We start from the raw sequence: 16794 nt of genomic DNA, 5'->3' as shown, positions 1-16794 counted from the left end.
ATTCAACCAACACCCTCAAATTCCTTTATTGCTTTTTTGATGCTTAGTATTTTTTATGGCGCTAAAAAGTTACCTGAGGAATATTCAAACCGTTGTTTTTACGCTTTTATTTAGAGTTGTAGGGGCAGCACATATCAAATTTTAGGTTGTAGGATAGTCCTTTGTTAATTCGAAACCTCTGTAATATTGCTCTGGGCACAACTGTGCTCGCACTGACTGGCTGTAAAGGCGGGGTGCTTGATCCAAAAGGGCAAGTTGGGATAGATGAAAAAAATCTGATCATCATTGCCACTGTGCTGATGTTAATTGTGGTTATTCCTGTGATTGTGATGACCTTGTACTTTGCGTGGAAATATCGTGATGGCCAAGAGCAGCAAATTTATGCGCCAAAATGGGCACACTCAGGAAAAATTGAAGCCGCAGTCTGGGCCATTCCTATTGTGATAGTGATTGTACTGGGTGTCATTACTTGGCAATCAACGCAACAGCTTGACCCTTATAAACCGCTTGAAGGTAAAGGCAAACACTTAACAGTTGAAGTGGTATCACTGAATTGGAAATGGCTGTTTATTTATCCTGAGCAAGGTATTGCTACGGTTAATGAATTGGTATTTCCAGCCAATGTACCAGTGGAATATAAAATCACCTCAGAAAGTACCATGAACTCATTTTTCATCCCACAACTAGGTAGTCAAATCTACTCGATGGCGGGCATGGAAACTAAGTTGCATTTAATTGCTAATGAACCGGGTACGTTTAAAGGCTTTTCTGCTAACTACAGCGGTGCAGGTTTTACTGGTATGAAATTTAATGCCATAGCTACGCCAACGCAAGCTGACTTTGATACGTGGGTAAACAAGGTGAAAAGCCAAGCTAATACGCTCACTAAAGCGAATTATGATGCACTGGCATTACCGAGTGAAAACAACCCAGTGACTTATTTTGCTGATGTTGATGATGGCTTGTTCCACACCATCATTATGAAATATATGCAAGCACATGGTGATATGAACAAGATGCACAGTGCAATGCCTGAGCACAGCGGTCATGAAAATCACACAATGCACAGCGAGGGCGAGGAATAATTATGTCGTTATTTGGAAAATTATCGTTAGATGCCATTCCGTTCCATGAACCTATTTTGATGGTGACAATGGCGGTAGTAGTGATTGCAGGGGCATTGATTGCAGCTTTAGTCACAAAATATAAAAAATGGGGGGTGTTATGGCACGACTGGATCACCTCAATCGATCATAAACGCTTAGGCGTGATGTACATTATCCTTGCCTTGATCATGCTGTTTCGTGGTTTCTCAGATGCCATTATGATGCGGGCACAATTGGCGCTTGCTACAGGTGGTGCTACAGGCTATTTACCGCCAGAGCATTATGACCAAATATTCACCGCGCATGGGGTGATCATGATCATCTTTATGGCGATGCCATTTATGATTGGTCTGATGAACATTGTATTGCCACTGCAAATTGGTGCGCGCGATGTAGCATTTCCGTTTTTAAATAATTTAAGTTTTTGGCTTACTGCCGGTGGTGCAATATTAATTAATATTTCATTGTTCTGTGGTGAATTTGCAAAAACTGGTTGGGTGGCTTATCCGCCGCTATCGGAGATGTCTTTTAGCCCTGGAGTCGGGGTCGATTATTATATTTGGGCACTGCAAATATCAGGTATTGGTACACTATTAACGGCAGTAAACTTTTTAGTAACAGTGTTTAAAATGCGTGCCCCTGGTATGCGTTTAATGCAAATGCCAATTTTTACCTGGACATGTACATGGGCAAATATCTTAATTGCTGCGTCATTCCCAATCTTAACTGCGGTGTTGACTATGTTAACGCTAGACCGTTATTTAGATTTCCACTTCTTTACTAATGAGGCTGGCGGTAACGCCATGATGTACATCAACCTGTTCTGGGCTTGGGGTCATCCTGAAGTGTATATTTTGATTTTACCTGCGTTTGGTATTTTCTCAGAAATTATTTCTACTTTTACCGGTAAACGTTTATTTGGTTATAAATCTATGGTTTATGCCAGCGGTGCAATTTCTATCTTAGGTTTTATTGTTTGGTTACACCATTTCTTCACTATGGGGTCCAGTGCTAATGTTAATGCCTTCTTTGGCGTAATGACCATGGTCATTGCGGTGCCCACCGGTGTGAAACTGTTCAACTGGCTATTTACTATTTATCGTGGTCGTTTACGCATTACAGTTCCTGTGCTTTGGACACTTGGCTTTATGGTGACCTTTACCATCGGCGGGATGACAGGGGTACTACTAGCAATCCCAGGTGCTGATTATGTATTACACAACAGCCTCTTCCTGATTGCACATTTTCATAACACCATCATCGGTGGTGCGGTATTTGGATACTTGGCTGGTTTCGCATTTTGGTTCCCTAAAGCAATGGGCTTTAAACTTCATGAAGGTTGGGGTAAGGCGTCTTTCTGGTGTTGGTTAATTGGTTTCTTTGTTGCATTTATGCCGCTATACGTACTTGGTTTCTTAGGTATGACACGTCGCTTAAACCACACCAATAACCCAGATTGGAATATCTGGTTGTACATTGCCTTTGTCGGTGCGGTGATCATTATGTTTGGTATTTTGTTCCAAGTTGTACAGCTTATTGTGAGCTTTAAAAATCGCGAAGCATTAAAAGATACAACCGGCGATCCGTGGAATGGTCACACGCTTGAGTGGTCAACATCGTCACCACCACAGTATTACAACTTTGCTACTATCCCACATGTGCATGACATTGATACTTGGACTGATATGAAAGAAAAAGGCCAAGCGTATCAACAACAAGCAAGCTATGCGCCTATTCATATGCCAAAAAATACTTCGGCAGGGGTGATGATGAGTGCGTGTTTTACCACATTCTGTTTTGCCATGATTTGGCATATTTGGTGGTTGGCAATTGTCGGTGTTATTGCTGGCATCACGGTATTCTTTAAGCGCTGTTACACCAGTGATGTTGATTACTACGTGCAACCAGAAGAAATTCTTGAAATTGAAAGTGCACATAATAAAAGTGCAACAACATTTAACCAAGGTAAGGAGTTCAGCGCATGAGTGCTACCTCTGCAGATATAAATATCATCAATCATGATGCCCATGCTCACGAGCATCATGATACTGGTGGCGATACGGTATTTGGTTTTTGGCTTTACTTAATGACCGACTGCTTATTGTTTGCCTCATTTTTTGCAACCTACGCTGTGCTTTATATGAATACAGCAGGAGGCGTATCTGGCAAAGATATTTTTGAACTGGACTTTGTAGCGGTTGAAACTGCTGCGTTACTACTAAGTAGTATCACTTTTGGTTTTGCGATGATCTCAGCTCATGCGCAAAAGAAGGCCGCTACATTAACGTGGCTGGCAATTACTTTTGCTTTTGGTGCTGTGTTTATCGGTATGGAAATTTACGAATTTCATCATTTAATTGCCCATGGTAATGGCCCGCAGCGCAGCGCATTTTTAACCTCGTTCTTCTCTTTAGTAGGCTTACACGGTATGCACGTAACTGCTGGTCTAATTTGGATGGCGACGATGATGTTCGAAGTGTCACGCCGTGGTTTAAACCCAGCAACCGTTACACGTTTAAGTTGCTTAAGTTTGTTTTGGCACTTTTTAGATGTGGTATGGATCTGTGTATTTACCGTTGTTTACTTAATGGGAGTGATGTAATGAGCCACAGTGAATCACATGTATTAAATGAGCTACATACACAAAGCCATAGTGATGCTTCACATGGCAGTGTTAAAGACTATTTAATAGGTTTTGTTTTATCAATCATTCTAACGGCCATTCCATTTTGGGCGGTGATGAGCGGTACATTGTCAAAACCAACCACATTTGCCTGTGTTGTCGTAATGGCCATTGTGCAAATTTGGGTGCATTTAAAATACTTCTTGCACCTGAACTTTACCACCGAAGACGGTAAAGCCAGTTCGTTATCGTTCATCTTCAGTGCGCTGATCATCGTCATGGTGGTTGGCCTGTCTGTATGGATCATCTACGAATCGAACGCCATGATGATGTACTAGCCCCAGCTAGTACGTTTTCGTAAAGCAAAGAATAGGGGAACTGCAGATGTTTCGTCGTTATTTAAAGGTCACTAAGCCCGGTATTATCATGGGTAATTTGATCTCGGTTGCGGGTGGGTTTTTACTCGCCTCGCGTGGTGATATTGATGGCTGGCTAATGCTTGCTACATTAGTTGGTTTATCACTGGTGGTAGCCTCAGGTTGCGTGATCAATAATGTGATCGACCGTGATATTGATATTCGCATGGCGCGTACGCGAACACGGGTAACCGTTACCGGTGAAATGTCTGCAACCACGGCTTTGCTGCATGGCACAGTACTTGGCTTACTAGGCTTTGCTTTACTAATGGTTTTTACTAACTGGATTGCGGTATTTTTTGCTGTGTTTGGTTATGTCATATACGTGGGTGTTTACAGCTTATATATGAAGCGTCGCTCAGTGTATGGCACGTTTATCGGTAGTTTATCAGGAGCAGTACCACCAGTGGTAGGGTACTGTGCTGTTTCAGCACAGTTTGATGTTGGCGCGTTGATCTTATTAGTAATGTTTAGTTTGTGGCAAATGCCGCACTCTTATGCGATTGCTATTTTTCGTTATAAAGACTATCAAGCTGCGCGTATTCCGGTATTACCGGTAGCGCAAGGTATTGATAAAGCTAAACATCATATTGTGTTGTATATCGCGGTATATGCGTTAGTGGTGATGTTATTAACCATTGGCGGTTATACCGGTATGGCTTTTTTAGCTGTTGCTTGCACTACTAGTTTTTGGTGGTTATTAATGGCGCTGCGAGGTTATCGTCGTAATATTGATATTAGTGGTTGGGCACGCCAAGTATTTGCGTTTTCAATTGTGAATATCACTGCACTGAGTATCGCCATGGCAGTTGATTACCAAAGTCTTACACCACATTTACTTGCTATAAGTTAACCGAGTTTATTTCAAAGTTGACGCAAAGGCTCTGAGATCTCCGAGGAGCCTTTTTTCTTGCCCGTTACACTGCTAATCGATTAACTTAGCAATACTGAGTTTACCCAGCAGGGTTAGACTTTGTTTTATAGCTGTACGTATATCTACAGATTTATTTTGACTCAGCTTAAAATTGCCACGCCATTGACTAGGAATAAATTCAATAAAGCTTAATTGTTGATACATTGCTTGGCGATGCTTTACTGGTACTTCATCAAGTTGCCATTTAGTTGTATTAGGTTGGGTAAAGTGTTGCTCAAAGTGATCGGTTAGTCGTTGCATGATCTGTTCTTTGTGCTGTTGGTCTTTAACAATATGCACTTTAGCTGTCACATAAACACTCGAATAAAGCCAACTAGGTAGGGTTTTATTGTGTGCGTAAGCGGGCGATAAATAGCAATCATCGCCACTAAATAATAGCTTCACATTTTGACCATCAAATGATGACAGGGGGTTATATTTGGCCACATGGCCGATAAAAACCTCGCGAGCTGAGTCATATAATAATGGCACGCGGCATATATCATTGAGTTGGTTTTGTGTATTAGGCATTAAAATGGTCGCCAGTGGATAGCTATTTACTAACTGTTGTAATTGCTTACTATCATGTTGTTGAAAATGGGCCGCTGGGTACATTATAGTTTTCCTTCTAACTGAGATTTTATTGTCGGCCATTGCTCGTCTATAATACTGAACTGAGCGGTGTTTCGGTATGAGCCATCGGCAAGTAACCTGTCTTTATAGCTAATGCCTTCAAAGCGGGCGCCAAGGCGTGCTATAGCATTACGCGATTTTTGGTTTTGTTCATGGGTATTAAAAGCAATACGCACTAAGCCTAATTCTTCGAACGCATATTGCAGTAGCAAGTATTTAGCGTGGGTATTTACAAAACTACGTTGCCACTTTTTAGCAATAAATGTGTGGCCAATCTCGGCGCTGCGATTTTGTTTATCTAACCTAAATAAACGTGTAGTACCAAGCACCTGCTTACTTACTTTATCAACTATGGCGTAGACTATTTGTTGTTCGGCATTAAACTGCGCTGTATTGATAAACCAATCATCGAGAGTTGCACGGGTTTGGGTGTAATTCATTAAAACCCAACGCCATATTTGTGGATCTTGGCCTGCTTGATATAGCCCCTCTAGGTGGTTTTGTGTCAGTGGCTCTAAAGCCAGCTTATTGGTTTGATGAATGTGTTTTGTAAACATGATAAGCCCCATATTTTGCTATTTATGAATAACAAAGGTACGCTACTTTGGTCAGTAATAAACAACCAGTTTTAGCTTTTTAACTAGACCAGTTTAGAGTGTTTTTGGAGTCGTAATGCAGCCGTTAGTTATTGAATTTGATGAGTCAGAGCCTGCCAAATATTTGCAACTAGCCAGCGCGATACGCAGTGCCATAATGCAAGGCAAGCTTGCGCCAGGGGTAAAACTCAGCTCGGCGCGTGTCATGGCAAACACTTATCAGCTCAATCGCCATACAGTGATGAATGCATTGCAATTATTAGTAGCGGAAGGCTGGCTTGAATCTCGGCAGCGCTCAGGTTATCGGATCACCAAGTCATTGCCCATTCAAAGTAGTGTTAGTACCTCAAGTACTCCAATACTGAAAGCAAAACCTTATCAATTTGCTAAAACATTGGCTGTGCCCGCTGCTGGAATGGATTTAACTGCGTATAAATATAACTTTGCTGGTGGCTTGCCTGATCTTGCCAGTTTCCCACAAAAAGAATTTAAACGCTCCGTCAGCCATGTGTGTAATCACTTAGATATCAATCAACTGCATTATGGGCAGGTCAGTGGTAACGAGCAATTAAAAGCTCATATTTGTGATTACTTATACAAAGCGCGTAATTTAAACGTAAGCGACGTATTGATCTGCAATGGCTCGCAAGAAGCACTGTTCTTAATCGCAAAAGCGTTTATAAAAAAAGATGATTTTGTCGCAGTCGAAACGTTAGGTTATCCGCCAGCAAGGCAAGCATTTGCTGCTTGTGGCGCGCAATTAGTTGATATAAAACAAGACGATGAAGGCTTATGTGTTGATGATTTAAAAGCCCAGCTAGAATGTTATCCAATTAAAATGCTGTACTTAACGCCGCTGCACCAATATCCAACTACCGTGACCTTATCGCCAACGCGGCGCTTGCAAATTTATCAACTGTGTTATGCCCATAACGTGATGATCATCGAAGATGACTACGACCATGAATTTCATTATCGCTGTCAGCCATTACAACCCATGGCCGCCGATGACCCTGCGGGCATTGTTATTTATCTATCGACGTTTTCAAAGATTATGTTTTCAGCCGCACGTATCGGTTATATCTGCGCAGCGCCTGAAGTATTAGCGCAATTAACTGCGTGGAAGCAGCTGATTAACCATAAGAACGATGTGATCATGCAATTAGCTGTGGCGCACTGGATGAAAGAAGGTGGCTTTGAACGCCATTTAAAGCGTATGACCAAACTGTATAAACAGCGCTATGAAGCGATGGATGCCTATTTAATAGAGCTACAAGCACTTGGGCATCCTATAGAATATAAAAAGCCCGACGGCGGTATGGCGATGTGGGTCAACTTTAATAAAGACACTCAGCACTTAAAAGCGCAGTTAGCAAAGCAAGGTATATATTTACAAACCCAAGCCGAGTTTTACTTTACCAACTCAGTACGTAGCTTAAAACCCATAAACTATAGCTATGCTCGGCTTGGTTTTGCAGGACAATCGAGCGAGAAGATGCAGCAAGGTTTACAGCTTGTAATGCAGGAGTTGTATGCCAGTGTACGAAAATAATATAGTAGAAAGTTAATCATAGATAACTTTATTGCTATTACTTTTGTTATGGCTTTAGTTATTAATTTTTCATATATATAACTTTAAATATTTTATTAATCAGTCGGTTAATCATATAAGAATATGATTTAAAACTGAGCTAACATGTAGTGGGAGTAGGGGCTATGGACAACAAGTAAGACAGCTTACAGTTGAGTTGCATAAATTGAATTGGGGGGGACTTAAATTTACAATGAGATTTAGTGTTCAAATTGAGTACTTGCTTGATGCTATTTTAAGGAACCAGTTCATCTTAGCAACATCAATTATTTCAGTGGATTTAAACCAATTCGAATAAACTAATGAATAAACCTGCTTTATCGGGAATAAAAAATTAAGGGGGATGATTATAATAGCTTTAACGTGGTTTTTTCTTATAATCCAATTAGTGGTTTTATTGATGACGCTAAAGAGTCATTTTTATATTTATCTTCTACTTTTCATTATAAATACACTTTTTTTATTTTTTTATAGAAAACGTAAGTATGAAGATGACGTATTTTTGCCACTTAGAATTGCTTTTTATTTAGGTTTATCACTTTTAGTATTTGCAATTGCATTTAGAATTTTAATTTTTTTAGAAATTGTTGATTAGAAGAAAAATAAATCGTGTCAGGTCTTTCTTTTTGCCTGTCAACTTATTTGAACTTGAATTAGAGTAAATACCTGTACGTAGCGGTAGTTGGCGCACCTTTAGCTAAAACTTCCGTGGAAACATGACGTGAGGTGACGGCTTCACCAGCGCGAGCTATAACGCTATGGGTAAACCCACGTAAATATTAAAAGATGTGCAAACCCTCAACTTTACTTGTGGCCCGCAACATCAGCGTTTTATGTAAGTGAACGCCAATGACACCACGTATTACAGCGACAAACTTTACGAAGAAGAAATTGACTGCACAAAAACCACGAACAAATAGGGTTCAGATCACTTGCTTCATAATAGCTTGTCATAATTCCTCAGTGACGGTTTTTCGATGCTGGCATATAAGTAGTGTTATGAAGCAATAAACCTGAATCTGTAATTTCAAAGAGTATAGGTCGAGTGTAAAAAATGATTAATGTAATTTTTGTAATGATGGCAGCAATTACCTCAAATGAAGTCTTTATTAATAAAGCGCTGAATGGTTGTCCAAAAAAAGAAAATTTGATTGAATATGTTTATAAGTCAGAAACTATTTTCAACGATGCAACGCAGCTGTATGTTTTTTATCCTAAAGAATTTTCAGGCTTGAAGATTGAAAGTGTAATGTTTTTACTTAATAAAAAAGATAGTCGATTATCTTTATACTCTAAAATTGAAGAGTATAAAGAAAATAATAAATTCGTTGTCTCTGCAATTTGGTTTGATTCTAATTTATATTCTGAATTAATAGCTAATTTTGAATATCGTTCAAATGAAAGTGGTTATGGAGAAGTGTGCGTGCTTTCGGTAGATATTCCGTTTGAGAAGTTAGTTAAGAATTGGAGTGGGGGAAATTAGATTTTCATATTAATTTAAAATGGTAATTATATTATTTAGCTCGGTTTATAATAACGCTTTAAATGATAATTTGAGACAAGCTGGATGGTTTGGTTAAGTGAGTAGCTTAATCGGGTGGGAGTGTAACTTTAACGACAGATAGCTATTATGGGAAATCAAAAATATATGGCTGTCCCTTTTCTTCTGAACTAAGCCAAATTGAAGGACAAGTACAAAAAGTACAAGTAGCCCATACAGATATGCTTGGCTCTACGGTGCTTATTACAGATCAACAAGGTAAAGGCATTGGCCAATACATTTATGATCCGTGGGGCAAGCAGCAACAAGTTTATACAAGCCAAGCGCTCACCAGCAATGCGATGTTATTGTCGCAAATGCGCAGCTTCACCGGCCACGAACAAATGGATGAGCTGGAAGTCATCCACATGAATGGCCGTATTTATGATGCCAATATAGGTCGTTTTTTACAAGCGGATCCCTTTGTTCAGTTCCCTAATTTAACGCAAAGTCATAACCGCTATAGTTATGTGCTAAATAACCCACTGACCTATAACGACCCCAGCGGTTATTTCTTGAAAAAGCTAATGAAAATAACGGGGCTTACATCAATACTCAAAGCCATTGCCAGTATTCCGATACTCGATGCGGCAGTAAGTATAGCAATAGGGATTTGGGCACCTTATGCATTACCGTTATATCAAGGCTTAAAAACCTATGCAGTCACAGGTAGTTTTGGTGCAGCTATAAAGTCTTATGTAATTGCTAGTTTAACCATGGCTGTTTCAGGGGAAATTGGTGCTAAATTAGACTTTGATGTTGGTGGGTGGACTGCTGTTCAAAATGTGGCATCGCATGCGATGGTAGGTGGCGTTTCTGCTGTCTTGCAAGGTGGTAAATTTGGTCATGGCTTTGTCAGTTATTTAGTCACCGCCAGTATGAAAGGATTTATGAATCCGAAAACCGGAACTTATGCAGATGCAGTTAGAAGAACAGCGATTGCAGGCTTAGTTGGTGGCACAGTGTCTAAACTTACGGGTGGAAAGTTTGCCAATGGTGCCGTCACCTCAGCAATGCAATGGTGGTATAATGCGGAAAGGGCCGCTGAATTTGCAAAGAATAATTATGGCACTGTTGATACGATAAATGATGAGTTACAAAATATAAGGTATTTAAATAGAAGCGCATCAACAAGAGATGAAGCGAGATTAAGGTTGGCAACTTTAGAAGAAATCATTGAGGGCAGGGAGTATTCTGGGAAAGAGCTTTCAAAGTCAATGGGTTTAACTAAGAGGCAAGTTCAATTAGGAGCTACTAAGATCGGGAGTAATATGTCGTCAGGGGGAATCAATATAATCTACCGAGGGACACTTGATATGTACTCAAGCCTGAATATCAATATGATAGGTGGTGTTGCTGGTGAGGTAGTTGGCGCATTTCAAACTCTTGCTACACTAGTGTCTATATCGAGCAGTGGCTCCCAATCTACTCAGTTTTTGGTTAGTTACAATAACGCGCGAATGAGAATGCAGTTCAGCTTGCTTTTTATACTTTAGGAAAAAGAGCATCGAATTCTGCTGGAGATTAAATTATGAAATATTATTTTTTGTTATCTTTATTATTTATTACCAATAAAAGCTTTTCTCAAGAGCTTTTTAGTGATTTTTGTAAATTTAATGGTAAGCAAAATGTTAATGGTGTTGAGGTTTTAAGTTTTGAAACTTGTAACGCTTTTGGTTTTGAAGTCCAAGATGTGCTTTTTTACAATAATGTAAGAACAAATGTTACTTATAGTAAAATCAACTTTATTTTAGAACAGTTTATTAACACTGTAAATGAGCCAAAAAAATCATTTAGTGACAAATTAGCTTCTTTTAATAAATATTTGGGTTCTCTTAATTATTTTACACTTCCTTTATTTAGTACTGTTTTTGAAGAAGGTGTGGAAGTTAGTCTGGTTGGTAAGTCAGAATATAAAAGTAATTGTAAGACCTTTTTAATCCATTATCAAAATGTAGAAAAGTATATTTTTGCTTTTAAGAGTAATGGTGAAATTGATGATGGAATATTTGGTTATGGTATTTTAGTTATTCCCTTTAAAGAAGATGAAATAGTTGATTTGAATGCAGATGATGGATTTGTTAGTGCATTCTGTGTAGGTTACTGAAACTCATAAATTAGAAATGGTGGGGTCAGGTCTTTCTATTTTCCTTTGTATTTTATTTGCGATTACAGTTTTGTAGTAATAGTTAAAATAACGTTGTTGAGAGTTTAATATAGAATTAGTAGGGTCAGGTCTTTCTTTTTGACTTTTATAATAAAAGGCAAGATGTAAGACCTGACCTTGCAGGTGTGCACATTCAATAAATGAAATTGAAAAGTCTTATATAAGGGACGTTGCACCAAAATGCGGGGATACAATGAGATGTTGGTAAGATTATTGATATTACTAATGATAAGTATTTCATCAGTGGCTTTTTCATGTGAAAAAACAATAGAGGCAATAAAACTTATAGATCTTAATTATGTTACTGATTTAAAGGTACCGTTCAAACAGTTTCAGATTGAAACGGAATCAAAAGTTTTATTTGAGCGTGACATATTAACGGCCAAAGGAGAGTTTATTAGCAAGGAAAAGATTAATATTGGAGCACGTACTTTTGAAGTACATAATTACCGAAGTGAACGTTATGATATTAGTTATAGTATAGATAAAACACCATCAGTTGAACATGAAGGTAGTCACTTCAATAAGCTGCTTAATTTAATCGATGGCCTTTATAAATTACCTATATGTAGTGCGGACTTTATAGATAACTGGCAGAACTTAGCTGTCACTTTAGAAATTTCAAGTAAACCCAAAGTTCGCTATATTTATGTTGATAAAAAAAACAGACAAGTTGTTTTATTCGAAAATTATGACTGGCACAGTTTTTACCCAGCAAAAGATAATACAAAATTAATAATCGGTAGTGGTTACCTAAAAGAATAAATAGAGACAGATATTTCCTTTTTTTATCTTTTATTGCGATTAAAGCTTTATTATAAAATTTAAAATAACGTTGTTGGGAGTTTAATATGTTTGAAATTAGTGTTTCCTTGTTATGTGTTTTTTTTCAGTGCTGCTAGTTCAGTAGCAATGAACTGATGATTATTGGCGTGGGAAAGAGTAGGGTCAGGTCTTTCTTTTTGCCTTTTGGAATAAATAGGGTCTTGGAATAAATAGGGTCAGGTCTTTCTTTTTGACTTTTAAAGTGAAAAGCAAGATGCAAGACCTGACCCTTTGACTGATGTGTTTAGGGTTTGGAAAGAGCGAGGTAAAATGCGTTTTCACGTTGAAAGTGCTTACCCGTTACCAAATCGACCATCAAAAATTAAAAAAGTAAACTTTTGGGTGATTTGTCATAATTTACTGACAGGTAAAAAATTACCAAAGCCCTCATCACGTTAAATCTAAAAGTTATTTAATAGTTTATTTTATTCCTGTAACCTCAGAGCTATAAAAAGCTCTTTAAAACCCTTTGCTAAACTAAGCCGATTAATTCATATGAACGGTCGGGTGTACGATTATAACCTTGGGCGGTTTATGTCGGTAGACCCCGTTATTCAAAGCCCAACGAATAGCCAAAGTATTAACCCTTATTCTTACATAATGAATAATCCGCTGACTGGAACTGATCCTACTGGGTACGCAAGTTGTCGTGCGGATGATGCTGCAAGTTGTCAAGAGGTTGCAGAAAACCTTGAAAAAGGTGAAACAGCGGATATTACTCAGAAGCAATCTGTCACAGGTTCTCGCATAAAACGCAATGTGAAAGTCGGTACAATGACAGGTAACGGTAATGGCACGGTTAATATTCAGATAGGCAATATGTCTGCGACAGCCGATATAGTTGCACCATCAAGTACTTCAAAGCGCCCTAATGTAAATGTAGATGGTAACAATGTAACTCGTACAACTGAAAGTCCACTTGATGATTTTTCGCCTGAGGAATTAAAAGGTACTAACTTCAATGTTCTTTGGGGGCAAGACTACTCTGGTGAAGACGGAACAGAGAGAATGTTTGCTGATTATAATTACCTCAGTAGTATTTACGATAAGGTCATAGCAGACAGAACTTGGGGTGATAAGTTATTTTATGGAGCATTTGGTGACCCTAATGCTCCACAACTTCCGTTACTAGAAGCAGGAGTGGGTAAGGGCGTTAGGCTTGCAGGTTCTTTGGCTGCGAGGTGGCTGGGCAAAGGACCTAAGAATACGAGCGTATACCTTGGTATCAAAGGTAGCAAAGATGTCTACGTCGGTATTACCCGTCAAGCTATAAACATAAGACAAGCTCAGCACGGTTTAAGTCATGGTTCTATGTTTACTTTGCGTCAGGTAACTACATATTCTTTAACCAGAAACCAAGCTAGAGCGGTCGAGCAAGCCTTAATTTTGCGCAACCCTCAATACATCAATAGAATAAATAGCATCAGTCCTAAGCGCCCCATTTATAACGACGCAGTAAAATGGGGTAATGATTTCCTTAAAGGTATGGGGTTATAAATGACAAATATGAAAAGATTGAAAAAAAACAAGCAAAAGCCAGCGCTTGGAGACATTTTTTCATTTCAAATATTAGATGATAAATACCATTGGGGGCGAGTTGTAAGCTTAACGGCTAGCGTTGGTGGCTTTGATAATTGTGTACTAATATATATATATAAAGTACAAACTGAAACTAATGACGAGGTTCCAGAGTTAATAACTTCTGACATATTATTGGCCCCAATTGCAACAAATGAACTGCCTTGGAAAAAAGGCTATTTTAATAATGTTGAAAATAAAACTCTATCAAGTGATGACTTATTACAGGTTCATTGCTTCTATGATGTTTTATTTAAGAAATATTTTGACGATAAAGGTCGCCAATTGGAAAGTGTATATGAACCTCACGGGATATATGGCTTGGATAGCTACAGAACTATAGATGATAAAGTTAGTGAAGCTATAGGCTTGGAGCTTGCCCCAGATTAAACCCCATCAGACTCAGGATTCTTGCGGGATCCTGAGTCACCCATTATCACAGTTCCACATCAACTTCGTCGTCCGGCCAACCACACCTAGAACGTAAATGGATTGCGCCGCGTCTTGCCTTTTTCCTGTTTATTACCGTACAAAAAGCTTTTAGTGTGCAACCAACACCAGTAGAACTGTGCACTTGCTAGCAGCAGGCTGTGCAATCTATGTCAGTGCCACTAAGCTAGGGCGCTGGCTCAAATAGCTAGCTCTGCTGTTTTAAAGTGACACTGCTTACTGAGTTTGCATGAACACAGTACTGGTTTAAGTTGCCCTTAATGAATTGTATTTATGTGGTGGTTGTTCGCAATAAATTAAATGAATCGAGACAGAATTTGTTGTTTGAGTACCTTTAAGCTCGTTGGTGGAGTTGGTTGGAATAAAATGTTTATAAGCTCAACGATTTCTGGAATAAATAGGGTCAGGTCTTCTTTTTGACTTTTATAGTAAAAGGCAAGATGCAAGACCTGACCCTGCTGATTCCTTACTGAATTTGGTAATGCATATAGCCGTACCGCGATTGCAGGGATTGTGGGCGGCACCGTGTCTAAACTTACGGGTGGAAAGTTTGCCAATGGCGCCGTCACCTTAAGGAAAATTTGAAAAGCTATAATGAAACAACGAAAGAAGAATGGGCTTCAGCGGCTGGCGTTACAGCATTGGTTGTAGGAGCACCAGCTACCATTCCTGCAATGCTAAACTCAACATTTTTTTCACTTGTTGCATATGGTTTGGTGCCAAGTTCTCAAAATGCAGTTGGTGTAGTTTTAGGACCTGTGGGGAAGGGGTATCAATATATATAAACCATTGGGACAGACACTTGATAATATTGGTCTGTTAAACGGCGTTCATGGCACTGGGATCGTACAGGGGATGACAAACTATGTCGAAAAAGAAAGCGGAAATTAAAGGGCAAGTTATGATTTATGCCATTTCCATAGCTTTAATATTATTTTTGCCGTTAGTTGCAGCAACAAAAGCTGCTGTTGAAACATATTTATTTTTACTAGCTGGAGTTATTGCGTTAATTTTTTGGAAAAGTTTAAGATTATTAGTTTTAAAAAATAAGTTGTTGAAGGGAGTTGTATTAATTAATTACTTTATATCATTAATAATTTGCTCTTTTAGCTTTTTTTATGAATATCATATTCCAATGTTAATGGCTGTAGCTGTATATATGTTCTCTTTCAAAGCTAAAATAATCAAATATAGCGAGGAGATGATTCACCAAAAGAGAAGTAAATAGAGTCAGATATTTCCTTTTATTGCGATTAAAACTTTGTAGTAATAGTTAAAATAACTTTTTGGGAGAGTGAGTAGGGTCAGGTCTTTCTTTTTGCCTTTTTATTTTATTGCGATTAAAGCTTTATGTTAAAAATTTAAAATAACTTTGTTGAGAGTTTAATATGTTTAAAGTAAGTGTTTTCTTGTTATGTGTTTTTTCAGCACTGCTAGTTCAGCAGGGATGAAATGGACTGATGATTATTGGCGTGGTGAAGGTGTTGAAGTAGATAATGCAATACCTTCAATGGGATAACCATTGGATACAATTTTATGGTAGTGATGGGCGTCTTATGTTTACTACAGGGGAGAGCAAGTGATGCCTGATAAACAAGCAAACATGTTTTTCAATGTTATTAACAACATTTCACATACCTCGTTGAGTTTTCAGTCACTTTGACTGCAAATCTTCAGCATCAAAATAGAGCGGTTTTAAGGTGCCACAGTTGGCAAATTTATAGGTTAATTCGCTAGCATTTGGGACGCGTTTTGATGTGCGAAATTTTTGCAAACAGGCATTGGTTAAATCTGCAAAAATAAGGTGATTAAAACTCGGCGCTTGGGTTATTTTATGGATATAAATTCGCTCATTATTTTTGAGGGTGATCATGTCGTATTCTTGCCACTGCGATGATTCGTTCAAATCAGTTAATTCCCGCGCATAAAGTAATTTACTCATTACAATCGGTCTATGTTGATAAACCAAACTGCCATCGCGCTGGTAGTGTCCGGCATACACATCTGCCGTAATTGTTAGTTCTTCGCCACGCATTAGGCGTTGAATATTAAACGGTTGTGGTTTGATAGTAATAAGCTCTGCATCACGTACCAGGCTTAAAAAAGCGACATCTGGGTTTTCAATTTGATAAACAACTTGCACATCGTGAGGTAATTTATAAGTCGGTAGGTTAACAGCAAAAATACGCGAGCCTTGATTAACGAGCACCATAGCATGCTCTGCATTGTAAGCTGGGTTAATCGGCGGAAGCTCTTCTTTTACAGCTTCTTCTTCGGCGTTGGCAATACTCGACATAAATGCAAGTAACAAAATAAACAACAGTCGCATAACGATCTCAATAAAGGTATGAATTTA

The 16794-nt window shown here is 38.6% G+C and carries 16 protein-coding genes and 1 pseudogene; 14 read left to right on the top strand and 3 right to left on the bottom strand.

Annotated features, from left to right (window positions below; all coding sequences use genetic code 11):
* Positions 1-161: 161 nt before the first annotated feature.
* The 5 genes from cyoA to cyoE are packed head-to-tail and all read left to right on the top strand — an operon-like array spanning position 162 to position 4998.
* Entirely contained in the window at positions 162-1085 is a 924-nt protein-coding gene (gene cyoA, locus PSR9079_RS13315; RefSeq protein WP_145241343.1) for a ubiquinol oxidase subunit II, read from the top strand.
* A 2-nt stretch (positions 1086-1087) separates the two neighbouring features.
* Positions 1088-3091, top strand: a complete 2004-nt coding sequence (cyoB, locus tag PSR9079_RS13310) for a cytochrome o ubiquinol oxidase subunit I (RefSeq protein ID WP_149982038.1) — start codon at positions 1088-1090, stop codon at positions 3089-3091.
* On the top strand, positions 3088-3708 hold the full coding sequence (cyoC, locus tag PSR9079_RS13305; protein ID WP_145241348.1) for a cytochrome o ubiquinol oxidase subunit III: 621 nt from the start codon (positions 3088-3090) through the stop codon (positions 3706-3708). Before cyoB ends, cyoC begins: the two co-directional genes overlap by 4 nt.
* Entirely contained in the window at positions 3708-4067 is a 360-nt protein-coding gene (gene cyoD, locus PSR9079_RS13300; RefSeq protein WP_149982037.1) for a cytochrome o ubiquinol oxidase subunit IV, read from the top strand. The genes cyoC and cyoD overlap by 1 nt, the downstream gene beginning before the upstream one ends.
* 46 nt (positions 4068-4113) lie before the next feature.
* A complete protein-coding gene (cyoE, locus tag PSR9079_RS13295) occupies positions 4114-4998 on the top strand; it encodes a heme o synthase (protein ID WP_149982036.1) in 885 nt (294 codons plus the stop codon).
* Between the two features lie 72 nt (positions 4999-5070).
* Here the strand turns inward: cyoE and PSR9079_RS13290 are convergent, their stop codons facing one another.
* Together PSR9079_RS13290 and PSR9079_RS13285 are read right to left on the bottom strand one after the other, a co-directional pair.
* Positions 5071-5673 carry an FMN-binding negative transcriptional regulator gene (locus tag PSR9079_RS13290; RefSeq protein WP_149982035.1) on the bottom strand — a complete coding sequence of 201 codons (603 nt, stop codon included), beginning with the start codon at positions 5671-5673 and terminating at the stop codon, positions 5071-5073.
* Positions 5673-6248, bottom strand: a complete 576-nt coding sequence (locus PSR9079_RS13285; protein WP_149982034.1) for a GNAT family N-acetyltransferase — start codon at positions 6246-6248, stop codon at positions 5673-5675. The genes PSR9079_RS13290 and PSR9079_RS13285 overlap by 1 nt, the downstream gene beginning before the upstream one ends.
* A gap of 115 nt (positions 6249-6363) precedes the next feature.
* On the opposite strand from PSR9079_RS13285, the gene pdxR reads away from it, so the two are divergent.
* The 9 genes and pseudogenes from pdxR (at position 6364) to PSR9079_RS13235 (ending at position 15666) form a co-directional block, all read left to right on the top strand.
* Positions 6364-7839, top strand: a complete 1476-nt coding sequence (gene pdxR, locus PSR9079_RS13280) for a MocR-like pyridoxine biosynthesis transcription factor PdxR (RefSeq protein WP_149982033.1) — start codon at positions 6364-6366, stop codon at positions 7837-7839.
* A gap of 1093 nt (positions 7840-8932) precedes the next feature.
* The gene (locus PSR9079_RS13275) at positions 8933-9361 is read left to right on the top strand and encodes a hypothetical protein (protein WP_149982032.1); all 429 of its coding nucleotides are present in this window, start codon (positions 8933-8935) and stop codon (positions 9359-9361) included.
* A gap of 239 nt (positions 9362-9600) precedes the next feature.
* Positions 9601-10914, top strand: a complete 1314-nt coding sequence (locus tag PSR9079_RS13270) for an RHS repeat domain-containing protein (protein ID WP_149982031.1) — start codon at positions 9601-9603, stop codon at positions 10912-10914.
* A 35-nt stretch (positions 10915-10949) separates the two neighbouring features.
* Positions 10950-11525, top strand: coding sequence for a hypothetical protein (locus tag PSR9079_RS13265; protein WP_149982030.1), 576 nt, complete (start codon positions 10950-10952; stop codon positions 11523-11525).
* A 285-nt stretch (positions 11526-11810) separates the two neighbouring features.
* Entirely contained in the window at positions 11811-12350 is a 540-nt protein-coding gene (locus PSR9079_RS13260) for a hypothetical protein (RefSeq protein ID WP_149982029.1), read from the top strand.
* Positions 12351-12893: 543 nt separating this feature from the next.
* Positions 12894-13053, top strand: a pseudogene (locus PSR9079_RS24265) (RHS repeat-associated core domain-containing protein); the annotation flags it as partial.
* 854 nt (positions 13054-13907) lie between these two features.
* Positions 13908-14378 (top strand): Imm26 family immunity protein, encoded by a 471-nt coding sequence (locus PSR9079_RS13245; RefSeq protein ID WP_149982028.1) that lies wholly within the window; start codon positions 13908-13910, stop codon positions 14376-14378.
* 641 nt (positions 14379-15019) lie between these two features.
* Positions 15020-15223 (top strand): hypothetical protein, encoded by a 204-nt coding sequence (locus PSR9079_RS13240; protein ID WP_149982027.1) that lies wholly within the window; start codon positions 15020-15022, stop codon positions 15221-15223.
* 80 nt (positions 15224-15303) lie between these two features.
* On the top strand, positions 15304-15666 hold the full coding sequence (locus PSR9079_RS13235) for a hypothetical protein (RefSeq protein ID WP_149982026.1): 363 nt from the start codon (positions 15304-15306) through the stop codon (positions 15664-15666).
* Between the two features lie 426 nt (positions 15667-16092).
* Here the strand turns inward: PSR9079_RS13235 and PSR9079_RS13230 are convergent, their stop codons facing one another.
* Complete coding sequence (locus PSR9079_RS13230) at positions 16093-16767, bottom strand: hypothetical protein (protein ID WP_149982025.1); 675 nt, start codon at positions 16765-16767, stop codon at positions 16093-16095.
* Positions 16768-16794: the final 27 nt, after the last annotated feature.

Source organism: Pseudoalteromonas rhizosphaerae (assembly GCF_902498845.1).
Taxonomy (GTDB): Bacteria; Pseudomonadota; Gammaproteobacteria; order Enterobacterales; family Alteromonadaceae; genus Pseudoalteromonas; species Pseudoalteromonas rhizosphaerae.
The sequence above is the reverse complement of the archived record's forward strand: the minus strand, read 5'-3'. Positions and strand labels throughout refer to the sequence as shown.

What these genes read in the sequence shown, in the direction of transcription:
- PSR9079_RS13235 (WP_149982026.1), top strand. Translation starts at nt 15,304, where the DNA reads ATGTCGAAAAAGAAAGCGGAAATTAAAGGGCAAGTTATGATTTATGCC.
- PSR9079_RS13270 (WP_149982031.1), top strand. Translation starts at nt 9,601, where the DNA reads ATGCTTGGCTCTACGGTGCTTATTACAGATCAACAAGGTAAAGGCATT.
- PSR9079_RS13230 (WP_149982025.1), bottom strand. Translation starts at nt 16,767, where the DNA reads ATGCGACTGTTGTTTATTTTGTTACTTGCATTTATGTCGAGTATTGCC.
- cyoC (WP_145241348.1), top strand. Translation starts at nt 3,088, where the DNA reads ATGAGTGCTACCTCTGCAGATATAAATATCATCAATCATGATGCCCAT.
- PSR9079_RS13290 (WP_149982035.1), bottom strand. Translation starts at nt 5,673, where the DNA reads ATGTACCCAGCGGCCCATTTTCAACAACATGATAGTAAGCAATTACAA.
- PSR9079_RS13285 (WP_149982034.1), bottom strand. Translation starts at nt 6,248, where the DNA reads ATGTTTACAAAACACATTCATCAAACCAATAAGCTGGCTTTAGAGCCA.
- cyoB (WP_149982038.1), top strand. Translation starts at nt 1,088, where the DNA reads ATGTCGTTATTTGGAAAATTATCGTTAGATGCCATTCCGTTCCATGAA.
- PSR9079_RS13260 (WP_149982029.1), top strand. Translation starts at nt 11,811, where the DNA reads ATGATAAGTATTTCATCAGTGGCTTTTTCATGTGAAAAAACAATAGAG.
- cyoE (WP_149982036.1), top strand. Translation starts at nt 4,114, where the DNA reads ATGTTTCGTCGTTATTTAAAGGTCACTAAGCCCGGTATTATCATGGGT.
- PSR9079_RS13245 (WP_149982028.1), top strand. Translation starts at nt 13,908, where the DNA reads ATGACAAATATGAAAAGATTGAAAAAAAACAAGCAAAAGCCAGCGCTT.
- pdxR (WP_149982033.1), top strand. Translation starts at nt 6,364, where the DNA reads ATGCAGCCGTTAGTTATTGAATTTGATGAGTCAGAGCCTGCCAAATAT.
- PSR9079_RS13275 (WP_149982032.1), top strand. Translation starts at nt 8,933, where the DNA reads ATGATTAATGTAATTTTTGTAATGATGGCAGCAATTACCTCAAATGAA.
- cyoD (WP_149982037.1), top strand. Translation starts at nt 3,708, where the DNA reads ATGAGCCACAGTGAATCACATGTATTAAATGAGCTACATACACAAAGC.
- PSR9079_RS13265 (WP_149982030.1), top strand. Translation starts at nt 10,950, where the DNA reads ATGAAATATTATTTTTTGTTATCTTTATTATTTATTACCAATAAAAGC.